The organism is Hymenobacter sp. UYAg731 (assembly GCF_054061335.1).
This window is the reverse complement of sequence record NZ_JBSSEC010000001.1, coordinates 462,103-479,894: the sequence shown is the minus strand read 5'-3', so window position 1 is coordinate 479,894 and position 17,792 is coordinate 462,103. Positions and strand designations below refer to the sequence as shown.

18 protein-coding genes are annotated in these 17,792 nt (G+C 60.6%); 7 read left to right on the top strand and 11 right to left on the bottom strand.

Features of this window, described 5'->3' with window-relative positions:
* Positions 1–49: 49 nt before the first annotated feature.
* The 3 genes from ACVWYF_RS02020 to ACVWYF_RS02010 form a co-directional block, all read right to left on the bottom strand.
* Positions 50–1,411, bottom strand: coding sequence for a hypothetical protein (locus tag ACVWYF_RS02020; RefSeq protein ID WP_457064096.1), 1,362 nt, complete (start codon positions 1,409–1,411; stop codon positions 50–52).
* A 16-nt stretch (positions 1,412–1,427) separates the two neighbouring features.
* On the bottom strand, positions 1,428–2,900 hold the full coding sequence (locus ACVWYF_RS02015) for a glycosyltransferase (protein WP_457064094.1): 1,473 nt from the start codon (positions 2,898–2,900) through the stop codon (positions 1,428–1,430).
* Positions 2,901–2,997: 97 nt separating this feature from the next.
* Positions 2,998–3,696 (bottom strand): glycosyltransferase family 2 protein, encoded by a 699-nt coding sequence (locus ACVWYF_RS02010; RefSeq protein ID WP_457065081.1) that lies wholly within the window; start codon positions 3,694–3,696, stop codon positions 2,998–3,000.
* Positions 3,697–3,790: 94 nt separating this feature from the next.
* Between ACVWYF_RS02010 and ACVWYF_RS02005 the strand changes: the two genes are divergently transcribed.
* Positions 3,791–4,246, top strand: coding sequence for a peroxiredoxin (locus tag ACVWYF_RS02005; RefSeq protein WP_457064092.1), 456 nt, complete (start codon positions 3,791–3,793; stop codon positions 4,244–4,246).
* 167 nt (positions 4,247–4,413) lie between these two features.
* Positions 4,414–5,406, top strand: coding sequence for an alpha/beta fold hydrolase (locus ACVWYF_RS02000; RefSeq protein WP_457064090.1), 993 nt, complete (start codon positions 4,414–4,416; stop codon positions 5,404–5,406).
* A gap of 93 nt (positions 5,407–5,499) precedes the next feature.
* Here the strand turns inward: ACVWYF_RS02000 and ACVWYF_RS01995 are convergent, their stop codons facing one another.
* The 4 genes from ACVWYF_RS01995 to ACVWYF_RS01980 form a co-directional block, all read right to left on the bottom strand.
* A complete protein-coding gene (locus ACVWYF_RS01995) occupies positions 5,500–5,907 on the bottom strand; it encodes a hypothetical protein (protein ID WP_457064088.1) in 408 nt (135 codons plus the stop codon).
* A 245-nt stretch (positions 5,908–6,152) separates the two neighbouring features.
* Positions 6,153–7,511 (bottom strand): 4Fe-4S binding protein, encoded by a 1,359-nt coding sequence (locus ACVWYF_RS01990; protein WP_457064086.1) that lies wholly within the window; start codon positions 7,509–7,511, stop codon positions 6,153–6,155.
* Positions 7,512–7,665: 154 nt separating this feature from the next.
* Positions 7,666–7,896, bottom strand: coding sequence for a hypothetical protein (locus tag ACVWYF_RS01985; RefSeq protein WP_457064084.1), 231 nt, complete (start codon positions 7,894–7,896; stop codon positions 7,666–7,668).
* 26 nt (positions 7,897–7,922) lie between these two features.
* The gene (locus tag ACVWYF_RS01980; protein WP_457064082.1) at positions 7,923–9,254 is read right to left on the bottom strand and encodes an NAD(P)/FAD-dependent oxidoreductase; all 1,332 of its coding nucleotides are present in this window, start codon (positions 9,252–9,254) and stop codon (positions 7,923–7,925) included.
* A 379-nt stretch (positions 9,255–9,633) separates the two neighbouring features.
* Here ACVWYF_RS01980 and ACVWYF_RS01975 point away from each other — a divergent pair, with 379 nt between their 5' ends.
* From ACVWYF_RS01975 to ACVWYF_RS01965, 3 genes are all read left to right on the top strand, one after another.
* The gene (locus ACVWYF_RS01975; protein WP_457064080.1) at positions 9,634–10,428 is read left to right on the top strand and encodes a DUF547 domain-containing protein; all 795 of its coding nucleotides are present in this window, start codon (positions 9,634–9,636) and stop codon (positions 10,426–10,428) included.
* Between the two features lie 73 nt (positions 10,429–10,501).
* The gene (locus ACVWYF_RS01970; protein WP_457064078.1) at positions 10,502–10,930 is read left to right on the top strand and encodes a hypothetical protein; all 429 of its coding nucleotides are present in this window, start codon (positions 10,502–10,504) and stop codon (positions 10,928–10,930) included.
* A 288-nt stretch (positions 10,931–11,218) separates the two neighbouring features.
* Positions 11,219–11,932, top strand: a complete 714-nt coding sequence (locus ACVWYF_RS01965) for a carboxypeptidase-like regulatory domain-containing protein (protein WP_457064076.1) — start codon at positions 11,219–11,221, stop codon at positions 11,930–11,932.
* A gap of 122 nt (positions 11,933–12,054) precedes the next feature.
* Here the strand turns inward: ACVWYF_RS01965 and ACVWYF_RS01960 are convergent, their stop codons facing one another.
* On the bottom strand, positions 12,055–13,527 hold the full coding sequence (locus tag ACVWYF_RS01960) for an APC family permease (RefSeq protein ID WP_457064074.1): 1,473 nt from the start codon (positions 13,525–13,527) through the stop codon (positions 12,055–12,057).
* Positions 13,528–13,607: 80 nt separating this feature from the next.
* Here ACVWYF_RS01960 and ACVWYF_RS01955 point away from each other — a divergent pair, with 80 nt between their 5' ends.
* Positions 13,608–14,021 carry a hypothetical protein gene (locus ACVWYF_RS01955; protein WP_457064072.1) on the top strand — a complete coding sequence of 138 codons (414 nt, stop codon included), beginning with the start codon at positions 13,608–13,610 and terminating at the stop codon, positions 14,019–14,021.
* A gap of 114 nt (positions 14,022–14,135) precedes the next feature.
* On the opposite strand, the gene ACVWYF_RS01950 is transcribed toward ACVWYF_RS01955, so the two are convergent.
* Together ACVWYF_RS01950 and ACVWYF_RS01945 are read right to left on the bottom strand one after the other, a co-directional pair.
* Positions 14,136–14,297: a hypothetical protein gene (locus ACVWYF_RS01950; protein WP_457064070.1), complete on the bottom strand. Its 162-nt coding sequence runs from the start codon at positions 14,295–14,297 to the stop codon at positions 14,136–14,138.
* A 36-nt stretch (positions 14,298–14,333) separates the two neighbouring features.
* The gene (locus ACVWYF_RS01945; protein ID WP_457064069.1) at positions 14,334–14,837 is read right to left on the bottom strand and encodes a hypothetical protein; all 504 of its coding nucleotides are present in this window, start codon (positions 14,835–14,837) and stop codon (positions 14,334–14,336) included.
* Between the two features lie 344 nt (positions 14,838–15,181).
* Between ACVWYF_RS01945 and ACVWYF_RS01940 the strand changes: the two genes are divergently transcribed.
* Complete coding sequence (locus ACVWYF_RS01940) at positions 15,182–16,678, top strand: DUF6056 family protein (RefSeq protein WP_457064067.1); 1,497 nt, start codon at positions 15,182–15,184, stop codon at positions 16,676–16,678.
* A 397-nt stretch (positions 16,679–17,075) separates the two neighbouring features.
* On the opposite strand, the gene ACVWYF_RS01935 is transcribed toward ACVWYF_RS01940, so the two are convergent.
* On the bottom strand, positions 17,076–17,669 hold the full coding sequence (locus ACVWYF_RS01935) for a hypothetical protein (protein ID WP_457064065.1): 594 nt from the start codon (positions 17,667–17,669) through the stop codon (positions 17,076–17,078).
* Positions 17,670–17,792 lie beyond the last annotated feature (123 nt).

Below are 17,792 nucleotides of genomic sequence, written 5' to 3'. Positions count from 1 at the left end.
AACGAGGCGGTAGAGATGCTTCGACTGCGCTCAGCATGACCGTTCTCTATTATTCTGTTAATTCTGTATTGTTGCTTGACCGCCGCGTCAGCTCCCAGGCCAATACCCCGAATACAACTACGTATTCCAGCGCTACCAGCCATAGGTTTTCGGTGTAGGTGCTGGTGCGGTAGGTGGCGTAGGAAAGCACCGCCAGCCCGCCCCATACCAGCGGAAAGCGGAACCGCGACAGCGCTCCCAGCCCGATGAGCAGCGTGAGGTACCACGGATGCACGGTGGTGGCCAGAGCATAATACGCGGTGAGCATGAGCAGCAGTGTCTGGGCCAGCGAGGCTACAGTGAGGCGGCGCTCGCGCCACGCCAGCCCCAGCCCGAGCAGGCCGCTGCTAAGCGCCAGCGCCGGCCCGATGCGGGCAATTTCATTATAAGTAGTGAGCCGGTAGCCAATGGCTCGTAGTACGTAATAAATGCTGGCGTTGAACTCGAAGCTGCGGAAGTACAGATTTAGGCTGCGGCTGACGTTGACGACCAGCGCCACCGATAAAAACGGGCTGAACAGCACCAGCAGCGTGCCCGCCACCACGCCCACATACGCCAGAAACCGCCGCCAGCCCAGCCGCCTGATTAGCAGCGGCAGCACCAGCAGCGGCAGCAGCTTGGCGGCCACGCCCAAGGCCAGCGCCCCCGCCGATTTGGCCCATTGCTGCCGGCTCAGCAGCCAGATGGCTAATAGCAGAAAGCCCAAGGCCAGCGCTTCAAAGTGCAGGTTGCCGGTGAGCTCGACGATGGCCAACGGGTGTAATAAATAGCGCAACGCCCGCGCCCGGGGCCAGCCCATTACGGCCAGCAACGCCAGCAGGAGCCAGGCCGTGCCGGCTTCGGCAGCCAGAATGACCAGGCGCAGGCTGATGATGAACCCGCGCTCGGAAGTGGGAAACAGGCGGGCCGCGCCGCCGAATACCGCCTGGCACACCGGCGGGTACACCGAATAGTAGTGCGGCGAATTGAGCTGCCGGTACAGCTGCTGGAACTCGGGCAGCACGGCGTTGCGCACGGCGGCAGCGGGCAGGGCGGTGCGGGCCCCGTCGGCAATGATTTCATCGGGCCGAAACCGGAACGGATTCACGCCGTGCGCCACCAGCAGCCCATCCCAGCGGAAGCGGAAAATATCGTCGGATAAAGCGGGGGTAGCCGGTAGCCACAGCAGCCGGAAAGCCAGCGCCGCGCCCAGTCCCCAGCGCAGCGGCAAGCGGCTGTGCAGCAGCCACGCATACGCCCCCAGCGCCACCGCAAACAAGCCCGCCAGCTGGCCAAAACCGGCCCTCGGCGTGGCAAAAGCCAGGCCCGCATACGCCGCGCCCGACAGCAGCAGCGCCACAACCTGAGAAACCGAAGGCAGCTTGGGGGACAAGGGATTCAGGGGGCTATTATTTATCGTCGCGGATGGAATAGTAGCAAATCGCCGCGAAGCCAATGGTGAGCAGCGAGTGGAACGGCAGCAGCCCGAAATCATCGAAGTAAATGCCGGCCGCGAGGCCAAACGCGAAGTAGACCGCCAGCACGCCTTCCAGAACTACGAGGCCGCCCACGCCGCCGGTGCGGTAGCGCCGCTGCCGGGCGGGGGCGTACCCGGTAGGGCTGCCGGTGCCCGCCTTCGGCGTACGTATGAATGGCGTGCGCTTGCCCCGCCAGCCCAGCAGTACGGCCCGGGCATTGTGCAGCGCCAAGCCCATCGAAACCGACAAAAACAGCAGGAAAAAGCCCGGGTAGCGCCACAGCGGCTTGCCGGGATGGGCCAGCCGCCAGGCGGTGTAGTAGTAGTAAATGAGCGGCGTGAACCCAATCAAAAACACCGAAGCCAGCTGGAATACCGCCTTGAACTCGTGGTGCTGCGCCCGCACAAAAACCAGCGGCACGCTCAGCAACGCCATGAGCATGATGACGACGTACACGCTGCTGTTGAGCAGATGGAAAGTGGCATGGAGCTTCACGGCCAGCGGCTGCTGGGAGCGCCACACGTTGCCGAGGTGCTTGTGGGCGGTTTCGGCCGCGCCCTTGGTCCAGCGGAACTGCTGCGATTTGAGGGCGTCCATCACGGCGGGCAGCTCGGCGGGGGCCACTATTTCGGGACGGTAGATGAAGCTCCAGCCGCGCAGTTGGGCGCGGTAGCTCAGGTCGAGGTCTTCGGTGAGGGTGTCGGTGTGCCAGCCGCCGGCATCGTCGATGCAGGCGCGCCGCCACACGCCGCCCGTGCCGTTGAAGTTGATGAAAAAGCCCGCCGCCGTGCGCCCCACCTGCTCGATGAGAAAGTGTGCGTTCAGCCCGAAGGCCTGTAGACGCGTGAGCAGCGACTCGTCCTCATTCAGATGGCCCCAGCGGGTTTGCACCACGCCCACTTTTTTATCCTGCAAAAAATAAGGGATGGTGCGCCGCAGAAAGTCCGGGTCGGGCACGAAATCAGCATCGAAAATGGCTACGAACTCATCCGCATTTTCTTCCAGGCCGTAGCGCAGCGCGCCGGCTTTGTAGCCCGCCCGGTTAGGCCGGCAGACGTGGCTGATGCGCAGGCCCTGCGCCGCGTAGTGGGCCACGCGGGCCTCGGCCAGGGCCACGGTGGCATCGGTGGAATCGTCGAGGACCTGAATGTGGAGGCGGTCGGCGGGGTAATCGAGGGCGGCGGCGGCGTCGATGATGCGCTCCACCACGTTCTGCTCATTATAGAGCGGCAGTTGCACCAGCACGCGGGGCCAGGTGGCCGGGGCGGGCGGAGCGGGGGGCAGCCCCTGGGCGTAGGCGCGCAGGGCCAGCCGCGTGAGCTGCCACTGCCCCGCGCTGAACCCCAGGATGAACAGCAGGCACAGGCCATACAGCACCACCAGCAAAATGGGCAGTACCGCCATCAGAAACAAAGAATAGAGACTCGCAACACAGCAAAAAAACAACTCCACCGACCGGGCAGACGCGGGCCGGGCCACATACTTACCCGCCGGAAAAAAATTACCAGTACTTAAAAATCGTCCATAGAATCTTGTAGCCCGCCCCGAGGGTGCCGCGCACCGTGCCCGACACCTTGCTCGTGCCGATGCGCTTGCGGTAGCGCACGGGCACTTCCACGGTGCGCAAGCCCAGGCGGGCGGCTTTCACCTGCATTTCCACGGTCCAGCCGTAGGTTTTATCCTCCATGCCGATGACCAGCAGGGCCGGGGCCGTAACCGCCCGGAACGGCCCCAAATCGGTGACGGTGCCGCCGTAGCGCAGGTTGAGCAGGCGGGCGGCCAGCCAGTTGCCAAACCGCTGCTGGGGCAGGAGGGAGCCCTTTTCGCGCACGCCCAGGGCCCGCGAGCCGATGACCAGGTCGGCCTCCCCGCGCAGGAGCGGGGCCAGTAGTTCGGGCATTTGTTCGGGGAAATCGGAATGGTCGCCGTCGAGAAATACGACGATGTCGGGCTGTTCGGATTGCGGCCGGCCGAAGGCGTGGGCCATGCCCGCCAGGCAGGCGTAGCCGTAGCCGGGGCGGGTTTCGCGCAGCACGGTGGCCCCGCCGGCCCGGGCAATTTCGCCGGTGTTGTCGGTCGAGTTATTGTCGACCACGATGACTTCCCGGGCCAGTCCGGCCGGGATTTCGGCCAGCACCAGGGCAATGGCCCCGGCCTCGTTGTGGGCGGGAATGATAACGCTGACGCGGGGCTGGGGCATGAAGCTGGAGGAGTAACGGCCCACAAAGATGCCGCCGCCGCCGTAAAGCCGCACCGTGCCGCTACCTTGCGGCTGTTTTTCAACCCCCATTCGTATGCTCCAGGTAGGCCAGCCCGCTCCCGATTTCACGCTCACCACCACTTCCGGCGAAACTTTTCGCCTGGCCGACCAGCGCGGCCGGCACCTGGTGCTGTACTTCTACCCCAAAGACGACACCCCCGGTTGCACCGCCGAGGCTTGCTCGTTCCGCGACCAATACGAGGATTTCAAAGACCTCGGGGCCGAAGTCATCGGCATCAGCTCCGACAGCGAGAAGTCGCACCAGAAATTTACCCAGAAGCACCGCCTGCCCTTCGAGCTGCTGGCCGACACCGACGGGAAAGTGCGCAAGCTCTACGAAGTGCCCCGCGCCCTGCTGGGCCTGCTGCCCGGCCGCGTCACGTTTGTGATTGACAAAGAGGGGATTATTCAATACATCTTCAACTCCTTGAGCGGCGCGACTGACCATGTGAGCAACGCTAAGAAAGTGCTGGAAGGACTGCCCGCGTAGGGCTGAAAAATGTCGTTTGTCATCCTGAGCACAGCGAAGGACCTTATCACCGCTGAGCCGCTTGCAGTAGAAATGATTGCTGCGAACCGTTTAGGCGTGATAAGGTCCTTCGCTGTGCTCAGGATGACAAACTTTGCGTAGAAGCAACCTCACCAACTGCTTCCCCGATGCCCCGTTTCCTGCTGCTGCTCTTGCTGTCCCTGCTGCTGGCCGCCACCGCCGCCCCGGCCCAGACCACGCCGCTCAACGCCACGCTCGATGGCTACGAGTACCCGTTTCCGGTGCGCTACCTGCTACTGAAACTGGAAGGCCAGGCCCTGCGCATGGCTTACATGGACGTGCCGCCCACCGCCCGGGCCAACGGCCGCACCGTGGTGCTGCTGCACGGCAAAAACTTCTTCGGGGCCTACTGGCGCGAGACGATAAAAACGCTGGCCGCCGCTGGTTTCCGCGTAGTGGTGCCCGACCAAATCGGCTTCGGCAAGTCGGATAAGGCCGATATCCACTACTCGTTTCATCAACTGGCCCGCAATACCAAGCAGCTGCTCGATACGCTGGGCGTGAAAAAGGCCGTCATCGTGGGGCACAGCATGGGCGGGATGCTGGCCACCCGCTTCGCCCTGCTCTACCCCGCAACCACCGAAAAGCTGGTGCTCGAAAACCCCATTGGCCTGGAGGATTATCGCGTGGGCGTGCCCTTCCAGACCGTGGACCAGGCCGAAGCCAACGAGCTGAAAAGCACCGAAGCCAGCATCCGCAAGTACCACGCGACCTATTACCCCAATGGCTACCCGGCGGCCCACGACCAATGGCTTCTGCCCCTGGTCGCCCAAACCCACAGCCCCGACTTCCCCAAAGTAGCCCGCGCCAACGCCCTCACCTTCGAGATGATATACCAGCAGCCGGTGAGCTACGAATTCAGCCGCATAACCATGCCCACGCTACTCATCATCGGTCAGGCCGACCGCACTGTAGTGGGCAAGGGCCTGATAAAAGACCCCAAAGTCCTCGCCCAAATGGGCCAGTACCCCGCGCTAGGCCGCCGCACGGCCGCTCAAATCAAGGGCGCGAAACTGGTGGAGATTCCAAACGTGGGCCACATCCCGCATCTCGAAGCGCCAGCTCAGTTTTACAAAGCGCTGCTTGGGTTTTTGGGGTAGGATTAAGAATGTGAACCGTCTTTAGCAGTACGTGAATAATCTTTCCATGAAAAGCCCCGCAAGTGCGGGGCTTTTTTTAAGTCTAATACCAGCTTACCGCGAGTAAGTGGAGGTAAGTGTTGTGTGGATGCCAGACTGAACACCACCATCATCTAAGTTCCTGAACAGGACCATACGCGAGGCGGAAAGCTCTACTATTTCTTCGTTATAATTATATCTGGGCGAGTACGATAAGTAGGTAATCGTGCGACCACTTAATGAGTAGTCGGACTTGCTGTCCACGCCCGAGCCCGGGTTTACCACCGTTAGACAGGTGCCATCGGCGGCAAATATCACCTGACGATTAACATGGTTGTGCGTGAAATCACTGTTGCGACTGGGGTCGGCATCGAACGTGCTTTGGATACGAGTAGTTAGGTGCTGCCAAGTGCCAATCACGGTTGGCTCCGGGTCTTTTTTCTTAGAGCAGGAAGCAAGCGGAGCCAGCAGGGTCAGCGCCATAAGGAATGAATAGAGGAATCTGAATTTCATGGCAGATAATTGAGTGGTCGAAAGTAGCCACAAAAGATGCTCTATTCAGTGAACAGTAAACAGCTGACTGAAAATTGTTAGCAGCAAGCCTCTGCTGCGCACGGTGAGTTTAAGAAACTCGTTCACCTTTCAAAGTTTAGGAAATAGCATGAGGCCATAAGTTCCATGAACGCTGCGCCCTCAAGCCGGTACAACGCTGTTATATCCAAAATTAGCTAGCTCAATATCCGCAGCGAATCCGCGTGAATCAATTGCGACGCCTGGTACCGGCCCTCGTGCGGGCCATTTTCCAGGTTGAGCACGCCGCGGGGGCAGGCCGTGCTGCACATGCCGCAACCCACGCACGAGGCCCGGATGATGGGCTCGCCGCGCTGGGCGTATTGCTGCACGTCGATGCCCATTTCGCACACGTTGGAGCAGTTGCCGCACGAGATGCACTGTGCGCCGTTGGTGCTGATGCGGAAGCGGGAGAAATGCTTTTGCAGCAGCCCCAGGTAGGCCGCCATGGGGCAGCCGAAGCGGCACCACACCCGCGCGCCCATAATGGGGTAGAAGCCCACCCCAATCACCCCCGAAAACACCGACCCGATGGCGAAGCCGTACCACTTGGAAGCCACGTTGCCGGCCTCGCCTAGGAGGGTGCCGCCGGTGGTGTAATGCACCCACAACAGGGCCGTGATGGCAATTATCAGCCCCAGCACGGTGTAGATGATGCGGACTTCCCAGCGCCAGGCGGCGCGGCTTTTGTCGGCGAGCTGGCGGTAGGGGTCGCCGGCGGTTTCGGCCAGGCCGCCGCAGCCGCACACCCACGAGCAGTACCAGCGCTTGCCGTAGAAATAGGTGAGCACCGGCGTGGCCACCAGCGACATCACCGCCCCCCAGAACACCATAAATACGCCCAACCCGCCCTTCTGGAGCAGCGAGGTAACCGTGCCAGGGAACAGGTAGTCGTACTTCAGGGGCCAGAAGTAGCTGAAATAATACTCCGGCTGCTGGAAAAACTGTAGCAGCCCGGGAATCAAAAACGAGAAGCCTAACTGAAAAAACATCACCGAAACGGTGCGAATGACCTGATACCGCGAGTGCCGGTATTTCCACAGCGCGCGGCTGCCCATCAGCAGCACCGCCAGCGTGTAGAAGGTGCCGTAGAGAAACCACTGGTCGGCCGGCCGGGCGCGCAACGCCTGGCTGAGGCCGTCGAGCGGGTGTACCAGGTTGTTGAGCAGGCCGAAATTGCCCTGGCCATCGGGGTTGCTAAACCAGTACAGCACCACGTAGAAACCCGTGAGTACGAGGCCCGTGACCCAGGCCACGGCCCCGCGCCCGGTACTGGCCCGCAGCCAGAGGTTGTTTTGCTGCACGCCGGCGGGGTGCCGGCCGTATTTCAGCCCGCTCCAGGCCAGGGTGCCGGCGCTCACCAGGCCCACGGCCAGCCAGAACCAGGTGTGGCGGCGGGCAGGGTCGGCATCGGCCAGGGCCAGGAGCAGGGCCAGCAGGCCGCCGGCCACCACGGCCAGCGTGAGCTTTTCGGCGGGCGACGACACGGGCAGGGGCGGAGTTAGGGTGGGCGTCATTGTGGAAAAAGTAGAACTTAATGATACAAGGCCGTCATGCTGAGCGCAGCCGAAGCATCTCTACCGGGAGAGTAAATGAATTACTGCTGCGGTAGAGATGCTTCGGCTGCGCTCAGCATGACGAACGACTTAAAAAAATGACCATCACTCTTCCCTAATGGTGGTGATGGTGGTGCGGCTCGTCGGGCTTGCCGAAGAGGTTAATGAGCGTGCCGACGAGGTAAAAACCCGTCCAGCACACGTAGAGCCAGTTGAAGCCCGCCGGGAGGCGGCCCACGAAGAAGTGCAGAATCAGGTGCGCGCCGGCGCTCATCAGCAGGCCCGTGAGGGCAATGAACTGGAAGCTGTTGAGGGCCGAGGGACGGTATAGCTTGGAGAAATCCACAGAAAAAAAGTTGAGTGAGCAGGGGGCTAAAGGCGCGCAAAAAGTCCCTTGCGCTGCTTCAGGGTTACGGGTTGCCCGGGAAACTGCCGGTTGAAATCGGCCACGATGGCCTTTTCGTGCTGCGGAAAAAACTCGGGGTCGAAGTTGGCCGCCCCGAAATGGCTCATTACCGTGGCCACCGGCGTGCGTTGCGCTATCCACTGCGCGCATACGGCGTGGCGCAGGCGCAGGCCCAGCGCGTTGAAGCCCACCACGGCGTGCGGGGCCTCGCTCCGGAAATACACCCGCACCGCCGCCCGGCTACCTGGGTGCTCCCAGTAGAAGCTGGTGAGGCCGGGCGCGGGGCCGGCCGGGGCTTGGCCGTAGGTCTGGTATTCGAGGTTGAAGAACTTGGCCGAGTTGAACCAGCTGCCGCGCCGGTAGGGCGTGGCCTGCCCGGCAATGGTGTGGGCCACGGTTTCGCCCTGCATCCGGCCGGTGTACCAGAGCTGCTCGATGGGCACCTCGCCCGCGCCGGGCTGCCGGTGCTGGGCGCAGTCGCCGGCCGCGAAGACGTTGGGCACGTTGGTGCGCAGGAATTCATCGACCAGAATGCCCCGGTCGGTTTCCACGTTCGAGGTGCTGGCCAGTGTGAGGTTGGGCGTGACGCCGGTGGCCAGCCCCACCCACTGGCAGGCAATTTCTTCGCCGGCCGTGGTCACCACGGCGCGCACGCGGCCCTGCGCATCGCCCAGAATCTCGCGCAGCTCGGTGCCGTAGCGCACCGAAACGTGGTTTTCCTGGAACTGGCGGTCCACTAAATTAGCCTCCTCGGGTGGCAGCACCGAACCCCAGTAGCGGGCGTCGCGCACCAGCACCACGGGCTCGATGCCCCGGGTATGCAGCATTTCGGCCAACTCCACGCCAATGAGGCCGCCGCCCACCACCACGCCCCGGCTGATGCCGTGGGTGTCGCGGGTCATGGCTTCCAAATCGGGCAGGTTATACAGGCCCTGCACGCCGGCCAGGTGCTGCCCGGGCCAGCCGAACAGCTTGCTTTCGGAGCCGGTGGCCAGCAGCAGTTGGTCGTAGGCGAGGGCGGTGCCATCGGCGAGGATGAGCCTATTTTCGGCGGTGTGCAGAGCGGTGGCGGTGGCATGCACCAGGGCCAGCCGGTTTTCGTCCCAGAACCAGTCTTCGTAGGGCTTGATGTCCTGCGCCCGCAGGTGGCCCATGTACACGTACATGAGCGCGGTGCGGGAGTAATGGTGGGCGCTTTCGCTCGATACCAGCGTGATGCGGGCCTCGGGCCGCAGCCGGCGCACGGTCAGGGCGCACGTCACGCCGGTAATGCCGTTGCCGAGAATGACGAGGTGCATGGGCAGGGAGGGGAAAAGTCTGGTGTCAAATGTAGCGACAAGGTAGGCCGGGCGGGCGCACCGGAGCTTCTGGAGGGCAAGGCCGCCGTGCGCCGCCTGCCACCACCGGCAGCCGCTCAATAATGCTGCGCCAGCCTGGCTTTGGGGAGCTGAACAGAACGGCTTTCAGCCAACGAACCAGCCGAATCGAATGACTGAACCCCAAAATGCCAGACTATTTTTTGGAAAAAAAATGACCTCAACCCGCACTGCACTGCAAGACGCCGGAAACGGGAAAACCTGACTGTTTCAAAATGGGAAAGTTGAGAATGTGGAAATCTGATGCTCCGGTACGGCAGTAAGTTCCGGGTCTTCCAACAGTTGTTAAGCCTTTCATTTCATGAAATTCATCTACTCCACCTGCGAAAAAATTTGGGCCGTGCTGCTGCTGAGTCTGGTCCTGGGCAGGACGGCCACGGCCGGTGCGGGCGCGCCGCTCACGGCCGCTTCCATCACCACGCAAACGACGGCTTTCCTGCAAAAATTCGTGAACAAGGAAGGCAAAGTGAACTACGAAACCTTGCAACGCAACCCCGAAATGCTGGACGCGCTGCTGAGCAATATTGCCGATTTCGACGTGCCGCAGGCCGAAATGGCTGACCAGTACGCCTTCTACCTGAACGCCTACAATACGCTGGTAATTGGTGAAATAGTGAAAAACTATCCGCTTGCCTCCGTGCAGGACATGCCCGGCTTTTTCAACCGCACGCGGATGCGTATTGGTCACGAAATGCTCACCCTCGACCAGATTGAAACCGACAAGCTCCGCAAAATCTACGACGACCCGCGCCTGCATTTTGCCCTGGTGTGTGGCACTAACAGCTGCCCCCGGCTGAGCCGCGCCGCCTACGTGGGCAAAGACCTGTTTGTGCAACTGAACAACCAGGCCCGGTTTGCCCTGCTCGACCCCAGCTATGTGAAGGTGGACGAAGCGAAGAAAATCGTGCGGCTGCCCGAAATATTCCAGTGGTACGAGAGTGACTTCAGCACCAGCGGCAAAACGGGGGTGGTGTACGTGAACCAGTTCCGCAAAAACGGCCGCATTCCTACCTGGTACACCGTTGAGTATTACCCCTACAACTGGACCCTGAACGACCAGAAGCGTACCGATGCCGAAACCGTGGCCAGCAAATAAGCTCCCGCCGGGCGTAACGCATTGCCGGGGCCTGCGTAAGCCAAAGACACTTCATGCTCAGTCTTCCCAGCTTATGATTCCCGATAATATCTCCGGCAACGGCACCGACCCCAACGAAGGCGAACACGCCGACATCACTGAAAACAAGAAGTTTACGAAAAATGAAGAGCTGGAGAAACAGAAAGAATACCAGCAGGACCAAAGCAATGACAAGGCCAGCAGCGACCCCACCGCCCAGCGCAACATAGGGGCCAACGGCTACACCCAGCGCAGCAACCAGAAGGACCAGCTGGAAAACCTGCACATCGGCGGCTCCGAAACCAGCCCCCAGGGCGGCAACGACCACACCACGGCCGGCGAACAGGCCCAGGGGCCGGGCTTCGAGGCCGAAGGCAGCTACGAACTCGATATGTTGCGCACGAGGGAGCAGAAATTTGGTGAAAAAGCCCCCAGCGGCCCCGCTAAGCCCGCCAGCGACGGCGAAACGTCCGGCAGCGAATAAGGGTATGGCAAGGCGATAATTAACCGGCTGGGCCGGAGCCCGCTGCGACCACGGTCCGGCGGCTCCGGCCCGGCTTGTTTATTGCCCTAACTACCAATGCGCTAGGGGCGATATAGGGCACGAATAGTGGTGGTTGAACAACTACGCCAATTTATCGAAGCAAAAAAAAAGGTTAGCCGAGGGAGATAACGCCGCAAAAGCTTAACTTGCGCAGCCTATTTGGAATGGTGGCTTTGGCCAGTAAATAAATTCCGCGCAAGCTTTAACCCACAGTTTACTTTTTTAACGATGAATTCAGAGAATCTACCCAAGGTTGAAAACGAGCCTTATAATCCAAACCTGGAAGCTCAGGACGAGGATGTTGTGTCGGGTGGCAACAACAAGCTCACATACATTCTGGTGGGCGTAATTCTGGCGCTGGTGCTGGGCTACGTGGCCCTGCCCAAAGGCGGCGGCACCGGCCTGGCATCGGTCACGCCCACGTTTATGCTCGATGATGCGGCCGTGACGGCCACGGCTCCCACCTCGGCCGATAGCATTGCCGCCGGCCTCAAAGCTGCCCCCGCCGCCGCTGAGGAAGAAACCGTTACCAAAACCACTACTAAAACGGTAGCGAAACCCACTACCACGGCCTCAAACGTTGCCGTGCCTGCCGCCGCCCCGGCCGTAGCTGCCGTTGCGCCCGCCCCCGTAGAAGCCGCCCCGGCCCCTGCGCCTGTGGCCGCCCCCGAGCCTGCCGCGCCCACCACCGTCACCATGTCGGGCAAGATTGAAGACGAGAACGGCCGGCCCCTGGTGGGTGCCACTGTACTGCTGAAAGGCAGCAGCAAAGGTACCAGCACCGACGCCAACGGCAACTACACCATGGAAGTACCCAGCGGCGACAACACCCTCATTTACGGCTACGGCGGCTACGACGACGAAGTGGTGCGCAATTCCGGCAGCAAGCCCGTGAACGTGACCCTCACGCCCCGCGCCAAAGCCGGCCGCAAGCGCCGCTAAGTTATTAGTGGTTGTTTATCGACAGCTGCATCATCAAGAAAAAAGGGCCTCCCATGGTTGGGAGGCCCTTTTTTTGTTCTTGCAGTCAGTAGCGCTGTGGCAAACTTGTTAGCCACTCACCACTAGTCAACTTTGCTCATGCGCTTGCCGAACAGGAAGTAAACCGGCAGGCCCAGCGCTACCAGGCCCAGGCCCCGGCGCGAGAATTCGGCGGTGTCCGGGGCGATGAGCAGGATGATGCAGAAGGCGCTGGCCAGCAGCACGTAGAGGCCCGGCACCAGCGGGTAGCCCCAGGCGCGGTAGGGGCGCGGGGCGTCGGGCCGGGTGCGGCGCAGCACGAAAATGCCGATGATAGTCACGACGTAAAACAGAATCACGGCAAACATGACGTAGTTGAGCAGCTGGCCATAGGAGCCGCTGAGGCAGAGCAGGCAGGCCCACAGGCACTGGGCCCACAGGGCGCGGCCGGGCACGCCGGCCCCGTTCAGCTGGGCCAGGCCGGGGAAGAACAGGCCGTCCTTGGCCATGGCAAAGTAGGCGCGCGAACCGCTGAGAATGATGCCGTTATTGGCCCCGAAGGTGCTGAGCATGATGAGCACGGCCATGACGTAAGCGCCGGCCTTGCCGAGTACCGATTCGGCTACGGCCGTGGCCACGCGGTCGTCGGTGGCGTACTGGATGCCGCGGCCGGCCAGCGTGGCAGCTTCGGGCGCGCCGTGCAGGGGCAGCACCAGCAGGTACACGATGTTGATGAGGATGTAGAGGGCCGTAACGATGGCCGTGCCGATGGCCATGCTGCGCACCAGCGTGCGCTCGGGGTTCTGGATTTCCTCGCCCGCAAAGCCGATGTTGTTCCACGAATCGGAGGAAAAGAGCGAGCCCGTCATGGCCATGCCGATGGCGATGACCAGCGAATAGCCGCTGATGGGCAGCGGCGCGGCGCTCACGCCGGGGGCGGGGTAGCGGGTGGCCGTCCAGAGGTCGGCAAAGTTGGCGGCGATGGCTTCGTGGTTCAAGCCCAGCGCCACGCCGAAGATGATGAGCAGCGCCAGCGCCACCAGCTTAGTGCTGCCCAGCACGTTTTGGATAAGCTTGCCGGTGCGTACGCCCTGCGCATTGAGGGCGGTGATGCCGATGATGAGCACAATGGCCAGCAATTGCACGCTGCTGAATTCGAAGCTGCCGGCTTTAAACAGCAGGTTCTTCACGCTGAAATAAGGCAGAAGCACGCCTGTGAACTTGGCAAAGGCCACAGCTACGGCCGCAATTACCCCGGTTTGAATAACGAGAAACAGCGTCCAGCCATAGAGGAAGGCCGTGAGCCGGCCGAAGGCTTCGCGCAGGTATACGTACTGGCCGCCCACTTTGGGGAACATGCTGGCCAGCTCGCCGTAGCTGATGGCCCCGGCCATGGTGATGAAGCCGGTGATGAGCCACACCACCAGCAGCCAGCCGGCGCTGCCCACCTGCCGGGCAATATCGGCCGAAACGATGAAGATGCCCGAGCCTATCATGCTGCCGGTGACCAGCATAATGGCGTCGAAAAGATTGATGGCCCGCTTGAAATGCGGCTGGTCGGGTTGAGGTTCGGTCATAAAAGAGGTGAGAGACGCACAGAATTGAAGCTGGGAAGATAGAGGGCGGCGAAAGAAATAGCTTTGGTTGAGCCCGCGAAGTGGCTTTTCAGCAAAGCCAACGGGCGGGTGGGAAATACATTGAACAGGGGGTAATCGGCGTCAGGTACGTATCAATTTATAATCTATATTTGGGCAGCATTATAAATGAAAATTGGCTGTTTTCTGCCTTTGCCGGACCAACTTTATCAAAGATGAAATCAGTGCTCAATTATTTGAAAATCATTGTATTGGTACTGTTTGTGCCTTTTGGTCTAAGCCAAAGCGGCTGCGCCAAAGCAAATGTTGAATGCGGGCATGGAGTACCCTATTCGCTTCTGCGCTTCCAGATTGTTGACGACCGTACGGGGCTGGACTGGTTTGGGAAGGCTAGTAAGGCATCGTTGGATTCGGTAGTGCGCCTGAACCCTGGGCGTTACTTCACTATTACCCTGAGCAATAATCAAGCGCAATGATACCCTTTCTTCATCGGAGGTGGCGAAAACAATCTTCCTGATGCAGGGGGTGACCTGACCGATACCTACCTCATTCACCTAAGCGCAACGGACACTGATACCTTAGAACTGAGCTCACATTTTGGCGCATTGCGTGTTGACCAGTGCCTGCACCAGCATTTTCTGGAAACAATCGAGTTTCGCTACAATGGTCGGCTTGACGGCCGCTATCCGCAGCCGCAGGTTCCCATTAGTAATTTCTACTGTTTGAACTGCGAACCCGTAGTCGTATTCCACAAACACCGTTGAATTGGTGCTGCATTAACCTGGTAATCAGAATTCGCTCCTATCGTACCAGCTGCGCATGCGCCACGGGTCGTTGCGGTTTTTACGCACCAGCACCAGCCGGGCCGTGCCGGAGCCGGAGAATCGCTCGTCGTCGCGCTGCTCGATGGTGAGCAGGAAGGAGCGTTCCACGCTGGCCAGCGTGTCGGAGGCCAGCGTGTCGGAGCTGGGCAGGTACTGCGTCCATTGCAAATTGATGGAGCGGGCGGCCCGGAAGAGGCGGTAAGTGGTGTTGGCGTCAACGTCGCGGGTCCAGGAGCGGTCCAGGTTGGCAGCGAAGTCGCGGTAGGTGAACTTGAACTTGGGCGAAAGCAGCTGGCCGTAGAGCGTGGAATCGCGCAGCTGGTAGGCCGAGCGGAACCGGTCGAAGAAGCCGCGTACGTACACGGGGTTGCCCAGCAGCTCGTTCTGGTCGGTGGGTACCTCATCCAGGGCCGGGGCGAAGGGATTGCACGCGGGCACCGTCAGCATCAGCACAATGCCCAAGAGCATAATGGTTGGACGGGACGGGCGGGACGGCAATTTCATGAGGCGAAATATACGAAGCGCTGGGGTGTGAAATAGTGAGATGGTGATTTTAAGGACTGTTGGTGTTAAGAATGCTCCTTGCCGCGCCAGCGCTTTGCCTGATGGTATTCGACCAATATGCCATACGCTCTAGGTGTACAGTCCCGGGGCGGGGTAGTGTATTTAGCGCTAATTCGAAAGATTAGTGGCCGTGGTTCCGGTCTTATCGGAACAACGGCTACTAATTCCCTTTTTTGCAACCTGCCAAAGCAGAGCTAGGTTGGCCGATTACTTTTGCCGGGAATATCCTCCGCCTCTATTTGCCTCTTATGTTAGTATGCTTTTGGAGTAAGCTTGTTTCACGCAGGGTTACGCTATACAAGGCTTTTTTTTTAACGCTGACCTTTGCGAGCGCACTGCCTTTTTTTGTGCTGGCGTTTTACAGCCATCCGGCAGCCGACGACTACGATTGTGCCGTGGTTTATAGGCGGCTGGGCTGGCTCGGCTCTCAGCACTACTTCTACCTGCACTGGCAGGGCCTGTACACGACCATCGCCGTGATGTGCAGCCCCCTGACTCCAATGACACACAGCCGGTTTGACCTGTACTGGCTACCCTGCTGGCTGAGTATCGGGAGCCTGTTGCTGAGCGTGGGGCTGCTGATGCGGTATCTGACGCGGAACAAGCTGGCTACCATGGCCTTAGCCTGCACCTTCCTGATAGTATACCTCTACCAGGTACCTAACCCGGTCGAAGCCATGTACTGGATGAATACCACGCTGAATTACCAGTTGAGCGCTAGCCTGGGGGCGCTACTTCTGCTGCTGGTGCTGAAAACCTTCGAGCAAGAGCAAGTGCGCCGGGTGTATTGGGCCGTCGCCGCCCTGCTGACCATTCTGCTGATAGGCACCAATTTTATTGCCTCCATGCTAACCGCCTTTGGTATAGGGGTTGGCTTTCTGTTCAGCCTGCGTAACCGGGCCACCCGGCTGTGGTGGCTGGGGCTACTGGGGCTGGCGGTCATCGCGCTGGCGGTGGTGGTGCTGGCCCCCGGCAATAGCATTCGGATACAAAAAGAGGCCAGCAATGCGCCGGCCCTGGCTACACAAGTAAGTGCTGCCTCGAAGCTGGTGCATGGGCTGATGCAGGGAGGGGTGCTGCTGGTATACAGCCTGATTAACTGGCTGGGCAACGGGGTGTTGCTGGCGTTTTCGGTGCTGCTAGTGCCCTTGCTGGCGGCGGTAAGCACCAATCCAGAGGCTCCGATAAACGTCTTTTTCAAAAACCGGGTGGCGTTGCTGCTCGCAGGTGCGGCAATGGTCGCGCTGCCGTTCGTGCCCACCTACCTGGTGCAGGGTAGCCCGCCCGCCGGGCGGATTATCAATGTAGCGTACCAGGTATTTATTTTAGTCTGGATTTTTGGGCTTTATGCTGCCGTAGCCTCATTGCGCCGGGCCGCGCCGGGGGGGCTTCGGCAGCCAGCGTATATGACGCTGGCAATGGCGGTTTTTCTGCTGTTTGCCCTGCTCACTGATGCCAACCACGCGCTGACCTACCAGAGCAAAGGCCGGAACCTCAACAACATTGCCGTGGCTTACCGCGACTGGCTGGGCGGCGCGGCCAGCCAGTTCGACCAGCAGCAGAAAAAGCGCTACCAGCTTATGCACACCCCCGGCCACGTGGGTGTCGTGCTGGATTCGCTATCGGCCACGCCCCCTACTATCTTTCTCAGCGACCTGCGTTCCGATACCACCTACTACACCAATAGGTCCTACGCCACGTTTTTTGGCAAGGATTACGTGCGGGTAAACAAAAAAACGCACTGAAGCAGCCTGATGCCTGCTGGTGCCAAGCCGTCAGTACCACGTAAATACATGCAGGTAGCAGAACCGGGCCGACAGCGGAAGTTTCCGTTTCCATCGTGAGCCCGGATACCGGGCCAACCTGGTAGCGGCTGAGTTGGTGCGGCACACAAAAGTGGCCATCAAGTCCTTGGGAATGCGCTTTAGGATTATTCTGGTTGGCGGCAGCTCCGACAACTCCTAAAAAGCCATTGTGCCGCAGGATGAGCGGGTGCGGGAAGAAGCTGTCGCGCACTAATTTGGTCAATATTGGCCACGAACGCACAGATAATTGTCCGTGCAACCTCGAGCAGTTATCGGGTGGACTGCTCGCGCCAACAGAATATCAAACTCACCACTTCGCCATTTCACACCTCACCACTCAATGCGAGCTGAAGTATTTCTTCAAATCCGTCCAGCAGAGGCCGGGGGTGGTGCGCTGGTCGCGCCAAGCCACAATGCGCCACTCGTTGTTGCGGCGGCGCAGGACGAGGCGAATGTTGCCCTGTAGTAAGCCAGCGTGGAAAGCCGTGTCCTGCTGCGTGATTTTGAGTTGGTACAGGGCCGAAACTTCGGCCGAATCGGTGGTGTAGAGCTGGTCGCGCCGGCCACTCAGGGTGAGCATGTTGGTGGTGCCGGCGGGCGTGCGGCGGCGCAAGCTGCTGAAGTAGGTGGTTTCTTCGGGCACGCTCCAGTTGGCAAACAGGGCGGGCGAGGAGCCGGTGCTGGTGGGGTCGGGCACGAAGCGGTAGTCGGGGCCGCTGAAGGTGCGCTCGTAGTTGCCCACGTTCACGTTTTGCACGGCGGTGGTGAAGTTGGCCAGCAGAATATCAATCTGGGTGGGCTGAATCCACTCGCTGGCCGTGGCCGAGGGCTCGGGCTCGCGCAGCTGGAAACAAGCCGGCAGGGCCAGCAGCGCCAGCCCCGCGAGGAGGCGGACGGCATTACCAGCGAGTGCAGCGGACCAGTTGCTCATGACGAGGCAGGGAGTGGGATTCTGCAGAAAGATACGCGGCGCAAGGCGTTTCCGAAACCGGCCGGTGCCGGGCCGCCCATCGGCCAAGCCGCATCCCGCCGTACTTTCGTCGCCCGTCATCCG

Excerpts from the sequence above, each read along its gene's own strand:
- ACVWYF_RS01980 (WP_457064082.1), bottom strand. The coding sequence starts at position 9,254 with ATGCACCTCGTCATTCTCGGCAACGGCATTACCGGCGTGACGTGCGCC.
- ACVWYF_RS01940 (WP_457064067.1), top strand. The coding sequence starts at position 15,182 with ATGTTAGTATGCTTTTGGAGTAAGCTTGTTTCACGCAGGGTTACGCTA.
- ACVWYF_RS01990 (WP_457064086.1), bottom strand. The coding sequence starts at position 7,511 with ATGACGCCCACCCTAACTCCGCCCCTGCCCGTGTCGTCGCCCGCCGAA.
- ACVWYF_RS01960 (WP_457064074.1), bottom strand. The coding sequence starts at position 13,527 with ATGACCGAACCTCAACCCGACCAGCCGCATTTCAAGCGGGCCATCAAT.
- ACVWYF_RS01935 (WP_457064065.1), bottom strand. The coding sequence starts at position 17,669 with ATGAGCAACTGGTCCGCTGCACTCGCTGGTAATGCCGTCCGCCTCCTC.
- ACVWYF_RS02015 (WP_457064094.1), bottom strand. The coding sequence starts at position 2,900 with ATGGCGGTACTGCCCATTTTGCTGGTGGTGCTGTATGGCCTGTGCCTG.
- ACVWYF_RS01965 (WP_457064076.1), top strand. The coding sequence starts at position 11,219 with ATGAATTCAGAGAATCTACCCAAGGTTGAAAACGAGCCTTATAATCCA.
- ACVWYF_RS01975 (WP_457064080.1), top strand. The coding sequence starts at position 9,634 with ATGAAATTCATCTACTCCACCTGCGAAAAAATTTGGGCCGTGCTGCTG.
- ACVWYF_RS01995 (WP_457064088.1), bottom strand. The coding sequence starts at position 5,907 with ATGGCGCTGACCCTGCTGGCTCCGCTTGCTTCCTGCTCTAAGAAAAAA.
- ACVWYF_RS02000 (WP_457064090.1), top strand. The coding sequence starts at position 4,414 with ATGCCCCGTTTCCTGCTGCTGCTCTTGCTGTCCCTGCTGCTGGCCGCC.
- ACVWYF_RS02010 (WP_457065081.1), bottom strand. The coding sequence starts at position 3,696 with ATGCCCCAGCCCCGCGTCAGCGTTATCATTCCCGCCCACAACGAGGCC.
- ACVWYF_RS01970 (WP_457064078.1), top strand. The coding sequence starts at position 10,502 with ATGATTCCCGATAATATCTCCGGCAACGGCACCGACCCCAACGAAGGC.
- ACVWYF_RS01945 (WP_457064069.1), bottom strand. The coding sequence starts at position 14,837 with ATGCTCTTGGGCATTGTGCTGATGCTGACGGTGCCCGCGTGCAATCCC.
- ACVWYF_RS02005 (WP_457064092.1), top strand. The coding sequence starts at position 3,791 with ATGCTCCAGGTAGGCCAGCCCGCTCCCGATTTCACGCTCACCACCACT.